Below are 15979 nucleotides of genomic sequence, written 5' to 3'. Positions count from 1 at the left end.
GAAGCGGCATGCCGGGCCCGTCCGCGAGGCTCAGCTCGCCCGGCGATGGAAGACGTGCAGCAGGTCCGCCAGATGGCGGCGCGGCCTCGCCCCGGCCGCCCCGGCGCGCTGCGGCCGGTCGGCGTTCAGCGCCAGGGCGACCTGCCCGGCGCGCATGATGCGCAGCACCCTGCTGTCGCAGTTGCCGCACTGGGGGCGGCTCAGCGGCGAGGGCACCCGCCGGCCGTCGGTGAGGTAGGTGACGAACTCATGTCCTTCGGCGTCGAGATGGTGCTCTATGACATACGACTGCTCCCAGCCATGTCCGCAGTGCATACAGGCGAAGGAGTAGGACTCGTGTCCGGCGGGAACGTCGCGTGCGATCTCGGTCATGCAGGCTCCTGAGGTCCGCAGGCGGGCGGGGACCGGTACGTCCCCGACAACCCCACGAACAGTGGACTCTCCGCCGGAGCCGGACGGAACAGGCCTGTCGAGTAATTGGAGCCGTTTTGGCCGTTCCTTGCCGTAGCGCCCGCGCGCGGAGACCGGCGCTTTGCTCAGCGCGCTCCGCCCTTTGCACAGAATTCAGCCACGCGCGCGCATACCCGATCAGAACCCTGTGTTCAGCTGCCCGCGTTCTTCGCCGCCACCACCGCGTCGAACACCTCGCGCTTCGGCAGCCCCGCCTCCGCCGCGACCGCCGCGATGGCCTCCTTGCGCCGCTCGCCGGCCTCCTCGCGCACCCGTACCCGGCGCACCAGCTCGGCCGCGTCGAGCGTCTCCGGGCCCCGCTCGGGCGCCCCCTCCACGACGACGGTGATCTCCCCGCGCACGCCTTCGGCCGCCCACGCGGCGAGCTCCTCCAGCGGGCCGCGCCTGACCTCCTCGTACGTCTTGGTCAGCTCCCGGCACACGGCGGCGCGGCGCTCGGCGCCGAACACCTCGGCCATCGCGGCGAGGGTGTCGTCGAGCCGGTGCGGTGCCTCGAAGTAGACCAGGGTGCGCCGCTCCTCGGCGACCTCCCGCAGCCGGGACAGCCGCTCGCCGGCCTTGCGGGGCAGGAACCCCTCGAAGCAGAAGCGGTCGACGGGCAGCCCGGACAGCGCGAGCGCGGTGAGCACGGCGGACGGGCCGGGCACGGCGGTGACGCGGATGTCCTTCTCGACAGCGGCGGCGACCAGCCGGTAGCCCGGGTCGGACACCGACGGCATGCCGGCGTCGGTCACCAGCAGCACGCGCGCGCCGCCGAGGAGTTCCTCGACCAGTTCGGGCGTACGCGCGGACTCGTTGCCCTCGAAGTACGACACCACGCGGCCCTTGGGGGTCACCCCCAGAGCCTGGGTCAGCCGGCGCAGCCGCCGCGTGTCCTCGGCCGCGACGACGTCGGCGCCGGCCAGCTCCTCGGCCAGCCGGGGCGGCGCGTCCGCGGTGTCACCGATGGGGGTGCCCGCCAAAACAAGGGTTCCAGTCACGCCCCCATCCTCCCAAAGGGAACGCCCCGGTCTCCCCTGCAGTCCCCGCCGTGCCGACGCAAGCTCCGCATGCACGGGACTCACACAGCACGGTTCCCTACGATGGCGCGGTGACCAGTACCGCGTCCTCCGCGCCCTCGACGGACCTCCGGCATGAGCAGGCCCCGCACGACCAGCGGCCCTCGTGGCAGCAGCGGCTGCGCCGGTTCGGCCACGCGGCGGGGCCCGAAAGCGACGTGCGGGACCGGCTGGTGCCGCCGTACGTCGAGCCCTCGCCGCGGATGTGGTCGGCGCTCGGCGTGCCGCACACCCTGGCCCGGCGCATCGGGCGCCTGTCCGGGTGGGGCGGTCCGCTGCTGGTGACCCTGCTGGCGGGTGTGCTGCGGTTCTGGAACCTGGGCAGCCCCAAGGCGGTGATATTCGACGAGACGTACTACGCGAAGGACGCCTGGGCGCTCGTCCACCGGGGCTTCGAGGTCAACTGGGACAAGAACGCCAACGACCTGGTGCTGTCCTCGGGCGGGCATGTGCCGATCCCGACGGACGCGGCGTACGTGGTGCATCCGCCGGTCGGCAAGTACGTCATCGGGCTCGGGGAGCTGATCTTCGGGTTCGACCCGTTCGGCTGGCGGTTCATGACCGCGCTGCTCGGCACGCTGTCGGTGCTGCTGGTGTGCCGGATCGGGCGGCGGCTGTTCCGTTCGACGTTCCTTGGCTGTCTGGCGGGCGCGCTGCTGGCGGTGGACGGACTGCACTTCGTGATGAGCCGCACCTCGCTGCTCGACGGGGTGCTGATGTTCTTCGTGCTGGCCGCGTTCTGCTGTCTGGTCGTGGACCGCGACAAGGCGCGCGAACGGCTCGCGGCGGCGCTGCCTGCCGACGCCGAGGGGCGGGTGCGGCCGAACGCCGAGGTCGCGGACACCCTGTGGCTGGGGCTGCGGCCCTGGCGGTGGGCGGCCGGCGTGTTGCTGGGCCTGGCCATCGGCACGAAGTGGAACGGCCTGTACTTCCTGGCCGCGTTCGGGCTCATGACCGTGCTGTGGGACATCGGCTCGCGCAAGGTCGCGGGCGCCCGGCACCCGTATCTGGCGGTGCTCAAGTACGACCTGGGCTTCGCGTTCCTCGCCACCGTGCCGGTCGCCGTCGCCACGTACGTCCTGTCCTGGACGGGCTGGATCCTCTCCCCGTCGGACGGCAGCGGCGGCTACTACCGCGACTGGGCCGTCAAGGACGGCAGGGGCAGCGACTGGTCGTGGCTGTTCCCGGACTGGGTGCGCAGCCTGTGGCACTACGAGAACCAGGTGTACGACTTCCACGTCGGCCTGTCCTCGCCGCACACGTACGAGTCCAACCCGTGGAGCTGGATCGTCCTCGGCCGCCCGGTGTCGTACTTCTACGAGTCCCCGGCGCCCGGCACGGACGGCTGCCCGGCGGACGCGGGCGACAAGTGCGCGCGCGAGGTGCTGGCCCTGGGCACGCCGGTGCTGTGGTGGGTGGGCTGCTTCGCGCTGCTGTACGTGCTGTGGCGCTGGTTCTTCCGCCGCGACTGGCGCGCGGGCGCGATCGCCTGCGCCATCGTGGCCGGTTACCTCCCCTGGTTCTTCTTCCAGGAGCGCACCATCTTCTACTTCTACGCCGTCGTCTTCATCCCCTTCCTGTGCCTGGCGGTCGCGATGCTGGTCGGCGCCCTGGTGGGACCACCCGACTCGACCGACACCCGCCGCGTCGCCGGCGCGACCGGGGCGGGCGTCCTGGTCCTGCTGATCGCCTGGAACTTCATCTACTTCTGGCCGATCTACACCGGCACGGCGATCCCGATCGACGACTGGCGGTCGCGGATGTGGCTGGACACGTGGGTCTAGCCCGCCCCCGGTCGCCGGTCTCCGTTCGGCCAACAAAGCCGGGCTCCGGTGCCCGTTGTCGGTGCCGCCCCTTACAGTGCACGGGAAGGTGAAACGGGGGACGACGGGGGACACGGGAGGGACCGGGCGATGCGCAAGGGGGCCAAGGGGGCCGTCATCGGCACGGTGTTCGCCGTGATGCTGGGCGGCGCCGGGTACGGCGCGTACAACATCGTGTCGGCGCTGGACGGCGACGGCGGTACGGGCGCGAGCGGTGAGACGTCCGAGAAGAGCGGGCCGCCGAGCGAGGACGAGGTCGCGGAGACCACGAAGGCGTTCTTCGCGGCCTGGGAGCAGGGCCGGGGCGCGAAGGCCGCGTCGTACACGAACAACGCGGCGGAGGCCGAGCCCGTCCTGACGTCCTTCGGCGGCAGCGGTCACCTCACCGACGTGAAGATCACCCCGAGCCCGGCACAGGGCACCACGGTGCCGTTCTCGGTCGAGGCGACGGTCTCGTACAAGGGGCAGAGCAAGCCGCTGTCGTACGACAGCGAGCTGAAGGTGGTGCGCGGGATCACCACCGGGCGGGCGCTGGTCGACTGGCAGCCCACCGTGGTCCATCCCGAGCTCGGCAAGGGCGACACCCTGGTCACGGAGGAGTCCGCGAGCCCGCCGATCGAGGCGGTCGGCCGGGACGGCAGCGTGCTGACGAAGGAGAAGTACCCCTCGCTCGGCCCGGTCCTGGACGACCTGCGCAAGCGGTACGGCAAGCAGGCGGGCGGCACGCGCGGGGTGGAGCTGTCGATCCGGCACACCGCGAGCGGGGCCGCCGACACCTCACTGCTGACGCTCACCGAGGGCAAGGCGGGCCGGCTGCCGACGACGATCAGCCCGCGCGCGCAGGCGGCCGCCGAGAAGGCGGTCACGACGTACAAGGAGTCGTCGGTGGTCGCGGTCAAGCCGAGCACCGGCGAGATCCTCGCGGTCGCCAACAACCGCGCGGACGGCTGGAACGCCGCACTCCTGGGCGAGCTGGCCCCCGGCTCCACCATGAAGATCATCAGCGCGGCGATGCTCATCGACAACGGCCTGACCACGGCGGACGGCCCGGCACCCTGTCCCGACACGGCGGTCTCGGACAGCGCCACGTTCCACAACCTCCCGGGCCTGCCGCCCAACGAGAGCGCCACGCTCGCCGACAGCTTCGCCCGATCCTGCAACACGGCGTTCGTGAAGTTCTCCGACGAGATCCAGGACGACTCCCTGACCAAGGAGGCGCAGGACAAGTTCGGGCTCGGCCGCGACGACTGGAAGGCGGGCATCACCACCTTCGACGGCAGCGTCCCGGTCTCCGAGGGCCCCGACACCGCCGCCGCACTGCTCGGTCAGGGCAAGGTGCAGATGAGCCCGCTGAACATGGCGTCGGTGACGGCGACCGCGATCACCGGCGCGTTCCGGCAGCCGGTGATCGTGCCGCAGAGCCTGGACGGCCGGCCGCTCGCCCGGGCGGAGGGCCTGAAGTCGGGCACCGTGGACCAGCTGCGCGCCATGATGAACCGCACCGCGACCAGCGGCACCGCCGCGAACGCGATGAGAGGCGTGCCCGGCAGCATCGGCGCCAAGACCGGCTCGGCCGAGGTCGACGACCAGGCCACGTCCAACAGCTGGTTCACCGGCTTCAGCGACGACATGGCGGCCGCCGCCATGGCCCAGCAGGGCGGCCACGGCAGCGACGCGGCCGGCCCGATCGTGGCGCAGGTGCTGCGGGCCGGCGGCTGAGCGAGGGGAACCGCACCACGGGTGGCCGACGTCACCCGCACAGGTCGGGACCGAAGGATGGCGCCGTCGTTGGGGACGGTGAGGGCACGACCACAAGGGACACGAGGGCGACGGGGACCCCGGGGAATTCGCGGAGGAACGGAAAGCAGTGGGCAAGAGAAGGCGCGTCGCCCAGCGACGGAGCACCAGACCGGCCGTCATCGGCTCGGTGATCGCCGCGGTCGTGGTCGGCGGCGGGGTCGGCGCCTACGCGCTGTACGGCGGCGGCGCCATGGCCGACGACACCTCGGCCACGGCCGCCGAGGCGCGGACGAAGTCGGTGAAGACCGGCCCGCTGTCCCAGGCCGAGGTCACCGGAGCCGCCACGCGCTTCCTCACCGCCTGGCAGGCGGGCCGCCCTGCCGAGGCCGCGGCCGCCACCACGGACGCCACGGCCGCCCGCACCCTGCTCACCGGCTACACCAAGGACGCCCACCTGGAGGACGTCACCCTCACCCCGGGCGTCCGCCAGGGCGACAAGGTGCCGTTCACCGTCAAGGCCACCGTCCACCACGGCACCGTCAGCAAGCCGCTGACGTACGGCAGCGCCCTGACCGTCGTACGGAACGAGACCGACGGCAAGCCGCTGGTGCAGTGGGCCTCCGCGGTCGTCCACCCCGACCTGAGGGACGGCGACCGGCTCGTCACCGGCGAGGCCGGCACGCCGCCGGTCAAGGCGCTGGACCGCGAGGGCGGGGAGCTGACGACGAAGAAGTACCCGTCGCTGGCGCCGGTCCTGGACGGGCTGCGCGAGAAGTACGGCGAGAAGGCCGGCGGCACCGCGGGCGTCGAGCTCAGGGTCGTCCGCGGTGAGGCCGCCAAGAAGGCCGAGCTGTCCGACAAGACGCTGCTGGAGCTGAGCGAGGGCACGCCCGGCACGGTGAAGACGACGCTCAGCCCGGCGCTGCAGGCCGAGGCCGAGCGGCAGGTCGCCGCCCGCAAGCGTGCCTCGGTGGTGCTGCTGCGCCCGTCGACGGGCGAGATCCTCGCCGTCGCCAACTCCTCGCCCGGCTTCAACACGGCCTTCCAGGGCTCCCTCGCGCCCGGCTCCACGATGAAGGTCATCACCTCCTCGATGCTGTTCGAGAAGAAGCTGGCGTCGGCGGACAAGGCGCATCCGTGCCCGAAGTTCTTCACCTACGGCGGCTGGAAGTTCCAGAACGACGACAAGTTCGAGATCAAGGGCGGCACCTTCAAGGCGTCCTTCGCCCGCTCCTGCAACACCGCCTTCATCAGCCAGGCGCCCAAGCTGAAGGACGCCGACCTGACCGAGCAGGCGCAGCAGGTCTTCGGGCTCGGCATGGACAACTGGGCGGTCGGGGTGCCCACCTTCGACGGCTCGGTGCCGGTGCAGTCGCAGGCGCAGATGGCGGCCTCGCTGATCGGGCAGGGCGGGGTGCGGATGAACCCGCTGAACATGGCGTCGGTCTCGGCGACCATCCAGTCGGGCAGCTTCCACCAGCCCTACCTGGTCTCCCCCGAGGTCGACGGCCGCACCCTGGCCACGGCCTCCCGCTCGCTGTCCGCGGGCACGCTGGCGCAGGTGCGGGACGTGATGGCGTACACGGCGGCGTACGGCACGGCGGCCGAGGCGATGGCCGGGGTCACCGGAGACGTCGGTGCGAAGACGGGTTCGGCGGAGGTCGACGGGCAGAAGAAGCCCAACGGCTGGTTCACGGCCTACCGCGGCGACCTCGCGGCCGCGGGCGTGGTCCAGGCGGGCGGCCACGGCGGCAGCACGGCGGGCCCGATCGTGGCGGCCCTGCTGAAGGCGGCCGGCTGACGGAGCCTGCGGGTCAGGGTCAGTGGGCGACCGGCTGCGCGGCGGCCGTGTACGTCCGCCGCAAGAAGCGCACCAGCGTCTTCGACTCGAACTGCACCACGGAGACGCCCTGCGCGGAGTGGAACTCGACCACGGCCTGCACCCGTCCGCAGGGCCACACGCGCACGTCCCCGTCGCCCGCGGGGGCGCGCAGCCCCTGTTCGAGGAGGGAGCGGGAGAAGGCCCACTCCCGGGTGCCGGGCAGCCGCACCCGTACGGCGCGGGGGTCGGTGTCAGGGTCGTACCGCAGGATGACGGGGACCGCGCCGCTGTCCTGAACCGTGACGTCGGTGTCCGTGACGATGTGGGCTCGTGCGTACTGCTCGATCACAGACATCGGCAGTCCCCTAACGCTCGGTGACCAAGGCGAAAGCCCAGCTTCCGCTTCTTCTCCAATGTCCCACATTTCCCGGATCATGCCGCCCGGACAGATCTATCTCACATGCTGATTGGCACCCAGTGCGCTCTTGCAACCCGTTCGCATTAAGCCACTATCATCGAACGGTGCATGTGCCTGACGGATTCATCAACGCCCCCACCTCGGTAGCCACCGGAGTCGTCGCCGCCGGCGCCGTCGCCGTGAGCCTGCGCGGCGCGCGCCGCGAACTCGACGAGCGGACCGCACCGCTGGCCGGGCTCGTGGCGGCGTTCATCTTCGCCGTGCAGATGCTCAACTTCCCCGTGGCCGCCGGAACCAGCGGCCACCTCCTCGGCGGAGCCCTGGCCGCGATACTCGTCGGCCCCTACACGGGTGTGCTGTGCGTGTCGGTGGTCCTGCTGATGCAGGGCATCCTCTTCGCCGACGGCGGCCTGACCGCGCTCGGTGTGAACATCACCGACATGGCGATCGTGACGACCGTCGTCGCCTACGCCGTCTTCCGCGCCCTGGTGAAGGTCCTGCCGCGCACCCGCCGCTCGGTGACCGCCGCGACCTTCGTCGCCGCGCTGCTGTCCGTGCCGGTCTCGGCGCTCGCCTTCACCGCGCTGTACGCCGTCGGCGGCACCACCGACGTCTCGATCGGCAAGGTCGCCACCGCCATGGTCGGCGTCCATGTCCTCATCGGCATCGGCGAGGCCGTGATCACCTCGCTCACCGTCGGCGCGGTCCTCGCGGTACGCCCCGACCTGGTGTACGGCGCCCGTGACCTGCACCAGCCGCTGAAGCTGCGGGTCGACGGCGAACTGGTCGACGCCCCCGCCGCCGCGCCGGCCCCGGTCGCCGCCCGCTCCACCCGCAAGGTGTGGGCGACCGGCCTGGTGGCCTCCCTGGTGCTCGCCGGGTTCGTCAGCTTCTACGCCTCCGCCAGCCCCGACGGCCTGGAGAAGGTCGCCGCCGACCACGGCATCGACAAGAAGGCCGAGGACCACGCGGCCGCCGACTCGCCGCTCGCCGACTACGGCGTCAAGGACGTCGACGACGCCCGGCTGTCCGGGGGCCTCGCCGGTGTCATCGGCGTCGGCGTCACCGTCGTAGCGGGAAGCGGCGTGTTCTGGGCGGTGCGCAGGCGGCGGTCCTCCTCCGTCTCGCCCGCCGATGTGAGCGTCTGACATGGGGGCCGGGCACGCGCACCGGCTCTACCGGCACGGGCACTCCCCCGTGCACGGTCTGCCGCCGCACACCAAGCTCGTCGCCGCGTTCGCCTTCGTGGTGGTCGTGGTGTCGACGCCGCGCGAGGCGATGTGGGCCTTCGGGCTGTACGCCGTGCTGCTGGCGTGCGTCGCGGCGTACGCGCGCGTGCCCGCGGGCTTCCTGCTGAAGCGGCTGCTGATCGAGGTGCCGTTCGTGGCCTTCGCGGTACTGATGCCGTTCGTGGCGGAGGGCGAGCGCACCGAGGTGCTCGGCCTGTCGTTGAGCGTCAGCGGCCTGTGGGGCGCCTGGAACGTCCTGGCCAAGGGCACCCTGGGCGTCGCCGCGTCCGTGCTGCTGGCCTCCACGACCGAGCTGCGGGAACTGCTGCTGGGACTGCAACGGCTGAAGCTGCCGCCGCTGCTGGTGCAGATCGCGTCCTTCATGATCCGCTACGGCGATGTCATCACGGACGAGATGCGGCGGATGCGGATCGCCCGCGAGTCGCGCGGCTTCGAGGCGCGCGGCGTGAAGCACTGGGGCGTGCTCGCCAAGTCGGCGGGCGCGCTGTTCATCCGCTCCTACGAACGCGGCGAGCGCGTCCACCTGGCCATGGTCAGCCGCGGCTACGCCGGTTCGATGCCGGTCATCGACGAGGTGACCGCCTCCCGGGCGCAGTGGACGTACGCGCTCACCCTGCCCCTCGCCGCCCTCGTCGTATGTCTGCTGGGATGGACGCTGTGACTGCTCCCGTGGAACCCATGACCGCCTCGCTGGAGGTCTCCGGCCTCGCCTTCGCCTATCCCGACGGGCACCAGGCCCTGTTCGGCGTCGACTTCTCCGTCGGCCGCGGCGAGCGGGTCGCGCTGCTCGGCCCGAACGGCGCCGGCAAGACCACGCTGGTGCTGCACCTCAACGGCATCCTGACCGGCGGCGCGGGCCGGGTCACCGTCGCCGGGCTGCCGGTCGACAAGCGGAACATGGCACAGATCCGGCGCAAGGTCGGCATCGTCTTCCAGGACCCCGACGACCAGCTGTTCATGCCGACGGTCCGCGAGGACGTGGCCTTCGGGCCCGCGGCGGCCGGGCTGAAGGGCGCCGCGCTGGAGGCGCGGGTCGACGGGGCGCTGGAGCAGGTCGGCATGGCCGCCTTCAAGGACCGCCCGCCGCACCATCTCTCCTTCGGCCAGCGCCGCCGGGTCGCGGTCGCGACCGTGCTCGCGATGGAGCCGGAGATCCTCGTCCTGGACGAGCCGTCATCCAACCTCGACCCCGCCTCGCGCCGCGAACTGGCCGACATCCTGCGCTCCTTGGACGTGACCGTCCTGATGGTCACCCACGACCTGCCGTACGCGCTGGAACTGTGCCCGCGCTCGCTGATCCTGTCCGAGGGCGTGATCGCCGCCGACGGTCCGACCGGCGCGCTGCTCTCCGACGAGGACCTGATGCGGGCCCACCGGCTGGAGCTGCCCTTCGGCTTCGACCCGCGGTCCGTGACAATGGGCGCGTGACGCGTAAGGACGAGGAGACACCCGCTGGGTCGCCGCTGCTGGACGAGCAGCTGTGTTTCGCGCTGTACGCCGCCCAGCGTGCGGTGACGGCCGCGTACCGGCCGCTCCTCGACGAGCTCGGCCTGACCTACCCGCAGTACCTGGTCCTGCTGGTCCTGTGGGAGCGCGGCGAGACGACGGTGAAGGACCTGGCGGCCGCCCTGCGCCTCGACTACGGCACGATGTCGCCGCTGCTCAAGCGCCTGGAGAGCGCAGGGCTCGTACGCCGGGAGCGTGCGGCGCACGACGAGCGCTCGGTGCTCGTCGCGGGCACGGGGCGCGCGGAGGAACTCCGGGAGCGCGCGGCGCGCGTACCCGGCGCCCTGCTCGCGGCGACGGGGCTCGGCGGGGCGGACGTCGCGCGGCTGCGCGAGGAGTTGCGCGCGCTCGCGGAGCGGGCGGACCAGGCGGCGACCCGGGCGCGCTGAGCCCGGCGCGTCCGGCGCCCGCCGAGGCCCGCATCCGGCGCCCGCCGAGGCCCGCGCAACCGGCCGCGGCCGGTTACCCACGGTTGCCCCACCCCTCCCCCACAACTCCTCCCTACCGGTCGGTACCTTGTGCACGATGTAGTTGCACACCACTGTGTTCACCGCGCACCCAGGGGAAGGTCCGAGCCGTGAGCGAAGGCACCGCCGTCGACACCCGCCCGAAGAAGATCATGTACGTCGCGGAGGCGACCGCGCACGGCGGCCGGGACGGGTATGTCACCAGCCAGGACGGCCGGCTGGAGCTGAAGGTCGCGATGCCGCCGGAGCTGGGCGGCGACGGTGACGGCACCAACCCCGAGCAGCTGTTCGCGGCCGGCTACAGCTCCTGCTTCCACAACGCCCTGGTGCTGGTCGGCCGCCGCGCGGGCCTGGACCTGACCGGCTCGACGGTCGCCGCGAAGGTCGGCATCGGCCCCAACGCCCAGCAGGGCTACGGCCTCGCGGTCGCGCTCAGCGTCTCGCTGCCGGTCCTCGACCAGCAGGTCGCGGCCCAGCTGGTGGAGGCGGCGCACCAGGTCTGCCCGTACTCGAACGCGACCCGCGGCAACATCGACGTCAGCATCGTGCTGGGCTGACACCGCCCGCCGCGCACCTCCCCGGACCCGCCCCCCTCTCCCCACAGGGGGTTCACCATGTGCTCATGTCATGACCACGACGGGGTGATTGCATACAGCCTCAAGATCATCGGCCTTCCGAAACGAGGCATTCGTGCGTCTTCACCACGCCGTCGTCCCCCTCGCCGCCACCGCGGCGGTGCTCTCCGTCACGCCCCTCACCGCCCAGGCCGCGCCCGTGGCCGGCCAGGACGTCCCGGCGGGCATCACCGTGTCCACCGAGCGGACGTCGGACCGCGAGGTCCGGGCCTACTGGACCCCGGCGCGCCTGCGCGCCGCCGCGGCCAGCCCGGTGGACGTCACCGCCCTGAAGCAGCGGGCCCGGACCCAGGAGCCGACCGCCGACTCCGCCACCGAGCACGGCGCGCCGGCCATCGCCGCGTCCCACGCCGCCGCGCCCGCCACCAAGCCGGCGAGGACGTCGTACGCGACCACCGACGCGGCCACCGCGACCACCGCTGCCGCCACGGAGATCTCGGTCTCGCAGGAGGTGCCGTACACCACGGCACCGCAGTACTCGCTGGTCGGCCGCCTGTTCTTCAAGCAGCCCGACGGCTCGGACCACTCCTGTTCGGCCGCGGTCATCGTGTCGAACAACCGGAACACGCTGTGGACCGCCGGGCACTGCGTCCACGCGGGCGACGGCTCCGGCTCGGCCGGCTTCTACACCATGACGGAGTTCATCCCCGGCTACCGCGACGGCAGCGGCCCCTACGGGTCCTGGACCATCAAGTCCAAGGTCGTCAACAACGAGTGGATGGACAGCGGCGACATGGAGGACGCCGACTACGCCGCCGTGGTGCTCAACGACCACCCCACCTGGGGCAAGCTCCAGGACAACGTGGGCGCGTTCGGCTACACCTTCACCGAGAACCTCACCGACCACGCCGAGGTCTACGCCGCCGGCTACCCCGGCAAGGGCTACAACCGCACCGACCTCACCGGTGAGCGGATGATGTACTGCTACGGCAACACCGTGGACGCAGGCCCCTGGAACCCGTTCGACGACCGGATGTCGATGGACTGCGACATGGGCGAGGGCTCCTCCGGCGGCCCGTGGATCGAGGGCAAGAACAGCGCCGACCCGCGCATCATCGGCGCTGTCAGCCACCACGAGTCGGACGCGTCGGGCAACCGTATCTCCGACGACCAGTTCTCCTCCGAGCACGACTCGAAGGCGGGCAACACGATCAGCACGGCCAACGGCATCAGCTGACGACGCGCGGCGCGGGAAAGGGGCTCGCGGGGCCCCCTTCCCGCGCCGGCTCACCCGGGCTGCGCGTGCTTGCCCAGCTCGCGCCCCCACGCGTCGAGGATCTCCTGCGTGCTCATCGAGTCCACGTCCGCGGGCAGCTCCTTGCCGGACTCGGCCAGGTCCTCCTGCCACAGGGCGATGTAGTCCTCACGGGTCAGCTTCGGCTGCGTGTCCACGGACACGGCGGTGTCCTCGGCGAGGGCGGCGTACACGGCGGCACCGGCGCCCGCGCACACGGCGGCGAGCAACACCCCCGCCAACAAGATCTTCTTCGTCACTCCGGCACGCTATCCACCACCTCGGAGCCGGAGCCTCCTCCTCCGCCTTCCCCCACACAACCCCCTCGGGATCCCCAGAACCAAGGAATCGCAGGCGGCCCCCTACTGTTGCACCCACTGTCGTAGGCAAGCGGAAGGGACGTACGACGTGGACGTGCACGGCACTGTGGCCGAGGGCTTCGAGCCGGTCAGGGAGGCGTTCGTACGGAACTTCGAGGTGCTCGGCGACCGGGGCGCGGCCGTCTCCGTCTACCGCGACGGCCACCGGGTGGTCGACCTGTGGGGCGGCACACGGGACATCGACGGCACGGCCCCCTGGGAGCGCGGTACCGCGCAGATCGTGCGCTCGGCCACCAAGGGCGTCGCCGCCGCGGCGCTTCTGCTGCTGCACCAGCGCGGCGAGCTGGACCTGGACGCACCGGTCGGCGCGTGGTGGCCGGAGTTCAAGGCGGCGGGCAAGGAGCACACTCTCGTACGGCATCTGCTCGCGCACCGCGCGGGCGTGCCGGTCCTGGACCGGCCGCTCACCCCCGCCGAGGCCGCCGACCCCGAGCTCGGCGCGCAGGCCGTCGCCGCGCAGGCACCCGTCTGGGAGCCCGGCACGGAGCACGGCTACCACGCCCAGACCTACAGCTGGCTGACCGGCGAGCTGCTGCGCCGGGTCACCGGACGGCCGATCGGCGCGTGGATCGCCGAGGAGATCGCGGGGCCCGTCGGCGCGGACTTCTGGCTGGGCCTGCCCGCCGCCGAGGTCGCCCGCGCGGGCCGGGTGGGCGCCGCCGAGATACCCGAGGCGGCGGGCGCCCTGAAGACCCGCCCCAAGCGTGCGGTCGCCGACGCCTACGCCGACCCGGACTCCCTCACCCGGCGCGCCTTCGCCGCGATCACCCCGCTGCCCGACGAGAACGACCCCGCCTACCGCGCGGCCGCCCTGCCCGCCTCCAACGGCATCGCCACCGCCGACGGCCTGGCGCGGATCTACGCCTCCCTGATCGGCGAGGTCGACGGCGGGCGGCGCCTGTTCACGCCCCAGACGGCCGCGCTGGCCCGCACCGAGCAGTCCGCGGGCACCGACCGCGTCCTGGTGGTCGGCACCCGCTTCGGCCTCGGCCACATGCTGCACGGAGCCGCGTCCCCGCTGCTGTCGCCCGCCTCCTTCGGTCACCCGGGCCGCGGCGGCGCCCTCGGGTTCGCCGACCCCGACTCGGGCATCGCCTTCGGCTATGTCACCAACGGCTTCCGCCAGAGCGTGACCGCGGACCCGAGGGCCCAGGCCCTGGTCAGGGCCGTACGCAGCGCTCTCGGTGAGGACCGCTAGGGCCTCAGACGTGGATCGGGTGGGACGTCCGCCCGGACGCCTGGTCGATCTCGCCGTGCGCCTTGCTCAGGAGCTGCATCGCCAGCTCGTTGAGCGCCCGCGCACCGGCGATCTCCTCCCCGACCCGGGGCTGATTCGAGTCCGTGTGGTGCCTGCTGGCGTGCCCGTGGGCGCGTACCTCGCTGCCGTCGGGCAGGCGCACCATCGCGGCCGCCTTGGTGTGCTGGTCGTCCTCCATGAACTCCAGCTCGACATGCCATCCCACTGTGGTGTGCATCATGACGATCACCTCCGGAAGACCTCCTTCCAGAGTGCCCCCGAGACCCCGCACCCGCACCACACCCGCCGGGGCCGGCCGCAGTCCCTTCGGCGGGGCCTCAGATGCCCCGCTCGATCATGTCGATGACATGCTCCCCGGCCTCCCGCGCCTGTTCCGGCAGCAGCCCCCGCAGCGGACCGTCGATCATCAGTACGGCGATGCCGTGCACCGCGGACCAGGCGAGGAACTCCGCCCCCGGCCGCCGCTCCTCGGGCAGCAGCCCCTGCTCGACCAGCCCGTCGAGCGCCTCGCCGAGCAGCTCGAAGGGCGTACGGCCGCTCGCGCCGGCCGCGCTGTCGTCGGCGGCGTAGGTCATGTCGCCGGGCACATGGAAGGCCGTACGGAACAGGCCCGGCTCCTCGCGGGCGAACCGCAGATACCCGGTGCCGACGGCACGGAAGCGGGCCCGCGCCGCGGCGGCCGGGTCGGACCGGTCCGGCAGCGCGGCCTGTTCGGCCTCCATCGTGCGGGCGACCCGGGCCATCGCGGCCTGGGACACCGCGTGCAGCAGGGCGGCGCGGTCGGCGAAGTGGCGGTAGGCGGCGTTCGGCACCACGCCCGCCTGCCGGGTCGCGGCCCGCAGCACGACGGCCTCGGGGCCGCCTTCGCGGGCGAGTTCGAGACCGGCCTCGATCAGGGCGTTGCGCAGGTCACCGTGGCGGTAGGTGTCCCGCTTGGACTTGCCGGTCGCGGCCATCGGGCCTCCTGGTGAACAGCGATGTGAACAGCAATGTGGACAGCTATGTGGACAGCATCCACTTTTATCGCCTAGGCTTCTGCAAGATCGTTCGGGGGGCGCGGATCACCACACCCTCCGAATGTGGACATCGTACACAAGGGGTCCTGGGGGTATCCGCCATGGGTAAGATCACGCACTTCGTCCACCAGTCGCTGGACGGTTTCATCGAGGGCCCGAACGGCGAGTTCGACTGGCCCCACATGGCCGGCGAGCTGTCCGCCCACTCGCAGGCGCTCACCGCCGAGGCCGACGTCTTCCTCTACGGCCGCAAGGTGTGGGACCTGATGTCCGGCTACTGGCCGCGCGCCGAGGAGTTCTCCACCGACGCGCACGACCTCGCCTTCGCCCCGGTGTGGCGCGAGGCGCCGAAGATCGTCGTCTCCTCGACGCTGAAGGAGGCCGACTGGAACACCCGGGTCATCGGCGAGAACGTGGTGGAGGAACTGACCGCGCTGAAGGAGAGCGGCAAGAACCTGCTGCTGTTCGGCGGCTCGGAGCTGGCGTCCTTCCTCACGGAGCACCGGCTGATCGACGAGTACCAGGTCTTCGTCCACCCGGTCGTCCTCGGCGGCGGCAGGCCCGTCCTGCGCGGCCCGCTGCAGCGCCTCGCCCTCGACCTGGTCGAGTCGCGGACCTTCGACGACAAGGTCGTCATGCTGCGCCACCGGCTCGCCGAGGCGCAGGCCGACGAGAAGGGCGCGAACTGACATGAGCACCCCCGCGAAGGGCCCGGCGAGCTACTTCCCGTCCATCGAGCAGAAGTACGGCCGTCCGGTCGCCGAGTGGATCGAGCTGATCCGCTCCTCCCCGCTGACCCGCCACATGGAGCTGGTCGCCTGGCTCAAGACCGAGCACGGCCTGGGCCACGGTCACGCCAACGCCCTCGTCGCCCACACACTGAAGGCTGGAGACAACTGAC

The 15979-nt window shown here is 72.0% G+C and carries 18 protein-coding genes; 12 read left to right on the top strand and 6 right to left on the bottom strand.

Annotated features, from left to right (window positions below; genetic code table 11):
* Positions 1-30: 30 nt before the first annotated feature.
* Together RKD23_RS22115 and rsmI are read right to left on the bottom strand one after the other, a co-directional pair.
* Positions 31-372: a hypothetical protein gene (locus tag RKD23_RS22115; RefSeq protein ID WP_404042024.1), complete on the bottom strand. Its 342-nt coding sequence runs from the start codon at positions 370-372 to the stop codon at positions 31-33.
* Between the two features lie 230 nt (positions 373-602).
* Complete coding sequence (gene rsmI, locus RKD23_RS22110; RefSeq protein WP_424855233.1) at positions 603-1451, bottom strand: 16S rRNA (cytidine(1402)-2'-O)-methyltransferase; 849 nt, start codon at positions 1449-1451, stop codon at positions 603-605.
* Positions 1452-1561: 110 nt separating this feature from the next.
* On the opposite strand from rsmI, the gene RKD23_RS22105 reads away from it, so the two are divergent.
* From RKD23_RS22105 to RKD23_RS22095, 3 genes are all read left to right on the top strand, one after another.
* Positions 1562-3313: a dolichyl-phosphate-mannose--protein mannosyltransferase gene (locus tag RKD23_RS22105; RefSeq protein WP_424855232.1), complete on the top strand. Its 1752-nt coding sequence runs from the start codon at positions 1562-1564 to the stop codon at positions 3311-3313.
* 129 nt (positions 3314-3442) lie between these two features.
* Positions 3443-5071 (top strand): penicillin-binding transpeptidase domain-containing protein, encoded by a 1629-nt coding sequence (locus RKD23_RS22100; protein ID WP_424855231.1) that lies wholly within the window; start codon positions 3443-3445, stop codon positions 5069-5071.
* A 148-nt stretch (positions 5072-5219) separates the two neighbouring features.
* The gene (locus RKD23_RS22095; protein ID WP_424855230.1) at positions 5220-6893 is read left to right on the top strand and encodes a penicillin-binding transpeptidase domain-containing protein; all 1674 of its coding nucleotides are present in this window, start codon (positions 5220-5222) and stop codon (positions 6891-6893) included.
* A 19-nt stretch (positions 6894-6912) separates the two neighbouring features.
* Here the strand turns inward: RKD23_RS22095 and RKD23_RS22090 are convergent, their stop codons facing one another.
* Positions 6913-7269 carry an SsgA family sporulation/cell division regulator gene (locus tag RKD23_RS22090; protein WP_424855229.1) on the bottom strand — a complete coding sequence of 119 codons (357 nt, stop codon included), beginning with the start codon at positions 7267-7269 and terminating at the stop codon, positions 6913-6915.
* A gap of 167 nt (positions 7270-7436) precedes the next feature.
* On the opposite strand from RKD23_RS22090, the gene RKD23_RS22085 reads away from it, so the two are divergent.
* The 6 genes from RKD23_RS22085 (at position 7437) to RKD23_RS22060 (ending at position 12367) form a co-directional block, all read left to right on the top strand.
* Positions 7437-8480: an energy-coupling factor ABC transporter permease gene (locus tag RKD23_RS22085; protein WP_424855228.1), complete on the top strand. Its 1044-nt coding sequence runs from the start codon at positions 7437-7439 to the stop codon at positions 8478-8480.
* A 1-nt stretch (position 8481) separates the two neighbouring features.
* Entirely contained in the window at positions 8482-9243 is a 762-nt protein-coding gene (cbiQ, locus tag RKD23_RS22080; RefSeq protein WP_424855227.1) for a cobalt ECF transporter T component CbiQ, read from the top strand.
* Positions 9244-9260: 17 nt separating this feature from the next.
* The gene (locus RKD23_RS22075) at positions 9261-10010 is read left to right on the top strand and encodes an energy-coupling factor ABC transporter ATP-binding protein (RefSeq protein ID WP_424855226.1); all 750 of its coding nucleotides are present in this window, start codon (positions 9261-9263) and stop codon (positions 10008-10010) included.
* Positions 10007-10477, top strand: a complete 471-nt coding sequence (locus tag RKD23_RS22070; protein ID WP_424855225.1) for a MarR family winged helix-turn-helix transcriptional regulator — start codon at positions 10007-10009, stop codon at positions 10475-10477. The genes RKD23_RS22075 and RKD23_RS22070 overlap by 4 nt, the downstream gene beginning before the upstream one ends.
* Before the next feature lie 188 nt (positions 10478-10665).
* Positions 10666-11112 carry an organic hydroperoxide resistance protein gene (locus RKD23_RS22065; RefSeq protein ID WP_424855224.1) on the top strand — a complete coding sequence of 149 codons (447 nt, stop codon included), beginning with the start codon at positions 10666-10668 and terminating at the stop codon, positions 11110-11112.
* Positions 11113-11245: 133 nt separating this feature from the next.
* Positions 11246-12367 (top strand): trypsin-like serine peptidase, encoded by a 1122-nt coding sequence (locus RKD23_RS22060; protein ID WP_424855223.1) that lies wholly within the window; start codon positions 11246-11248, stop codon positions 12365-12367.
* Between the two features lie 50 nt (positions 12368-12417).
* Here the strand turns inward: RKD23_RS22060 and RKD23_RS22055 are convergent, their stop codons facing one another.
* Positions 12418-12684, bottom strand: coding sequence for a hypothetical protein (locus tag RKD23_RS22055; protein WP_424855222.1), 267 nt, complete (start codon positions 12682-12684; stop codon positions 12418-12420).
* A gap of 148 nt (positions 12685-12832) precedes the next feature.
* On the opposite strand from RKD23_RS22055, the gene RKD23_RS22050 reads away from it, so the two are divergent.
* Positions 12833-14002, top strand: a complete 1170-nt coding sequence (locus RKD23_RS22050) for a serine hydrolase domain-containing protein (protein WP_424855221.1) — start codon at positions 12833-12835, stop codon at positions 14000-14002.
* A gap of 4 nt (positions 14003-14006) precedes the next feature.
* Here RKD23_RS22050 and RKD23_RS22045 read toward each other — a convergent pair whose 3' ends face one another.
* Together RKD23_RS22045 and RKD23_RS22040 are read right to left on the bottom strand one after the other, a co-directional pair.
* Positions 14007-14282 (bottom strand): DUF1876 domain-containing protein, encoded by a 276-nt coding sequence (locus RKD23_RS22045; RefSeq protein WP_404042010.1) that lies wholly within the window; start codon positions 14280-14282, stop codon positions 14007-14009.
* A gap of 97 nt (positions 14283-14379) precedes the next feature.
* Positions 14380-15018 (bottom strand): TetR/AcrR family transcriptional regulator, encoded by a 639-nt coding sequence (locus RKD23_RS22040; RefSeq protein WP_424855220.1) that lies wholly within the window; start codon positions 15016-15018, stop codon positions 14380-14382.
* A gap of 161 nt (positions 15019-15179) precedes the next feature.
* On the opposite strand from RKD23_RS22040, the gene RKD23_RS22035 reads away from it, so the two are divergent.
* On the top strand, positions 15180-15767 hold the full coding sequence (locus RKD23_RS22035; protein ID WP_424855219.1) for a dihydrofolate reductase family protein: 588 nt from the start codon (positions 15180-15182) through the stop codon (positions 15765-15767).
* A gap of 1 nt (position 15768) precedes the next feature.
* Positions 15769-15978, top strand: coding sequence for a DUF4287 domain-containing protein (locus tag RKD23_RS22030; protein ID WP_424855218.1), 210 nt, complete (start codon positions 15769-15771; stop codon positions 15976-15978).
* Position 15979 lies beyond the last annotated feature (1 nt).

This window comes from Streptomyces sp. SAI-170 (assembly GCF_049739565.1).
In the GTDB taxonomy this organism is placed as follows: domain Bacteria; phylum Actinomycetota; class Actinomycetes; order Streptomycetales; family Streptomycetaceae; genus Streptomyces.
Note: the sequence above shows the minus strand (reverse complement) of the source record. Positions and strands in the feature narration are given on the sequence as shown.

Coding starts and splice junctions, on each gene's coding strand:
- RKD23_RS22075 (WP_424855226.1), top strand. CDS start 9,261: ATGACCGCCTCGCTGGAGGTCTCCGGCCTCGCCTTCGCCTATCCCGAC.
- RKD23_RS22030 (WP_424855218.1), top strand. CDS start 15,769: ATGAGCACCCCCGCGAAGGGCCCGGCGAGCTACTTCCCGTCCATCGAG.
- RKD23_RS22045 (WP_404042010.1), bottom strand. CDS start 14,282: ATGATGCACACCACAGTGGGATGGCATGTCGAGCTGGAGTTCATGGAG.
- RKD23_RS22035 (WP_424855219.1), top strand. CDS start 15,180: ATGGGTAAGATCACGCACTTCGTCCACCAGTCGCTGGACGGTTTCATC.
- RKD23_RS22040 (WP_424855220.1), bottom strand. CDS start 15,018: ATGGCCGCGACCGGCAAGTCCAAGCGGGACACCTACCGCCACGGTGAC.
- RKD23_RS22115 (WP_404042024.1), bottom strand. CDS start 372: ATGACCGAGATCGCACGCGACGTTCCCGCCGGACACGAGTCCTACTCC.
- RKD23_RS22100 (WP_424855231.1), top strand. CDS start 3,443: ATGCGCAAGGGGGCCAAGGGGGCCGTCATCGGCACGGTGTTCGCCGTG.
- RKD23_RS22090 (WP_424855229.1), bottom strand. CDS start 7,269: ATGTCTGTGATCGAGCAGTACGCACGAGCCCACATCGTCACGGACACC.
- cbiQ (WP_424855227.1), top strand. CDS start 8,482: ATGGGGGCCGGGCACGCGCACCGGCTCTACCGGCACGGGCACTCCCCC.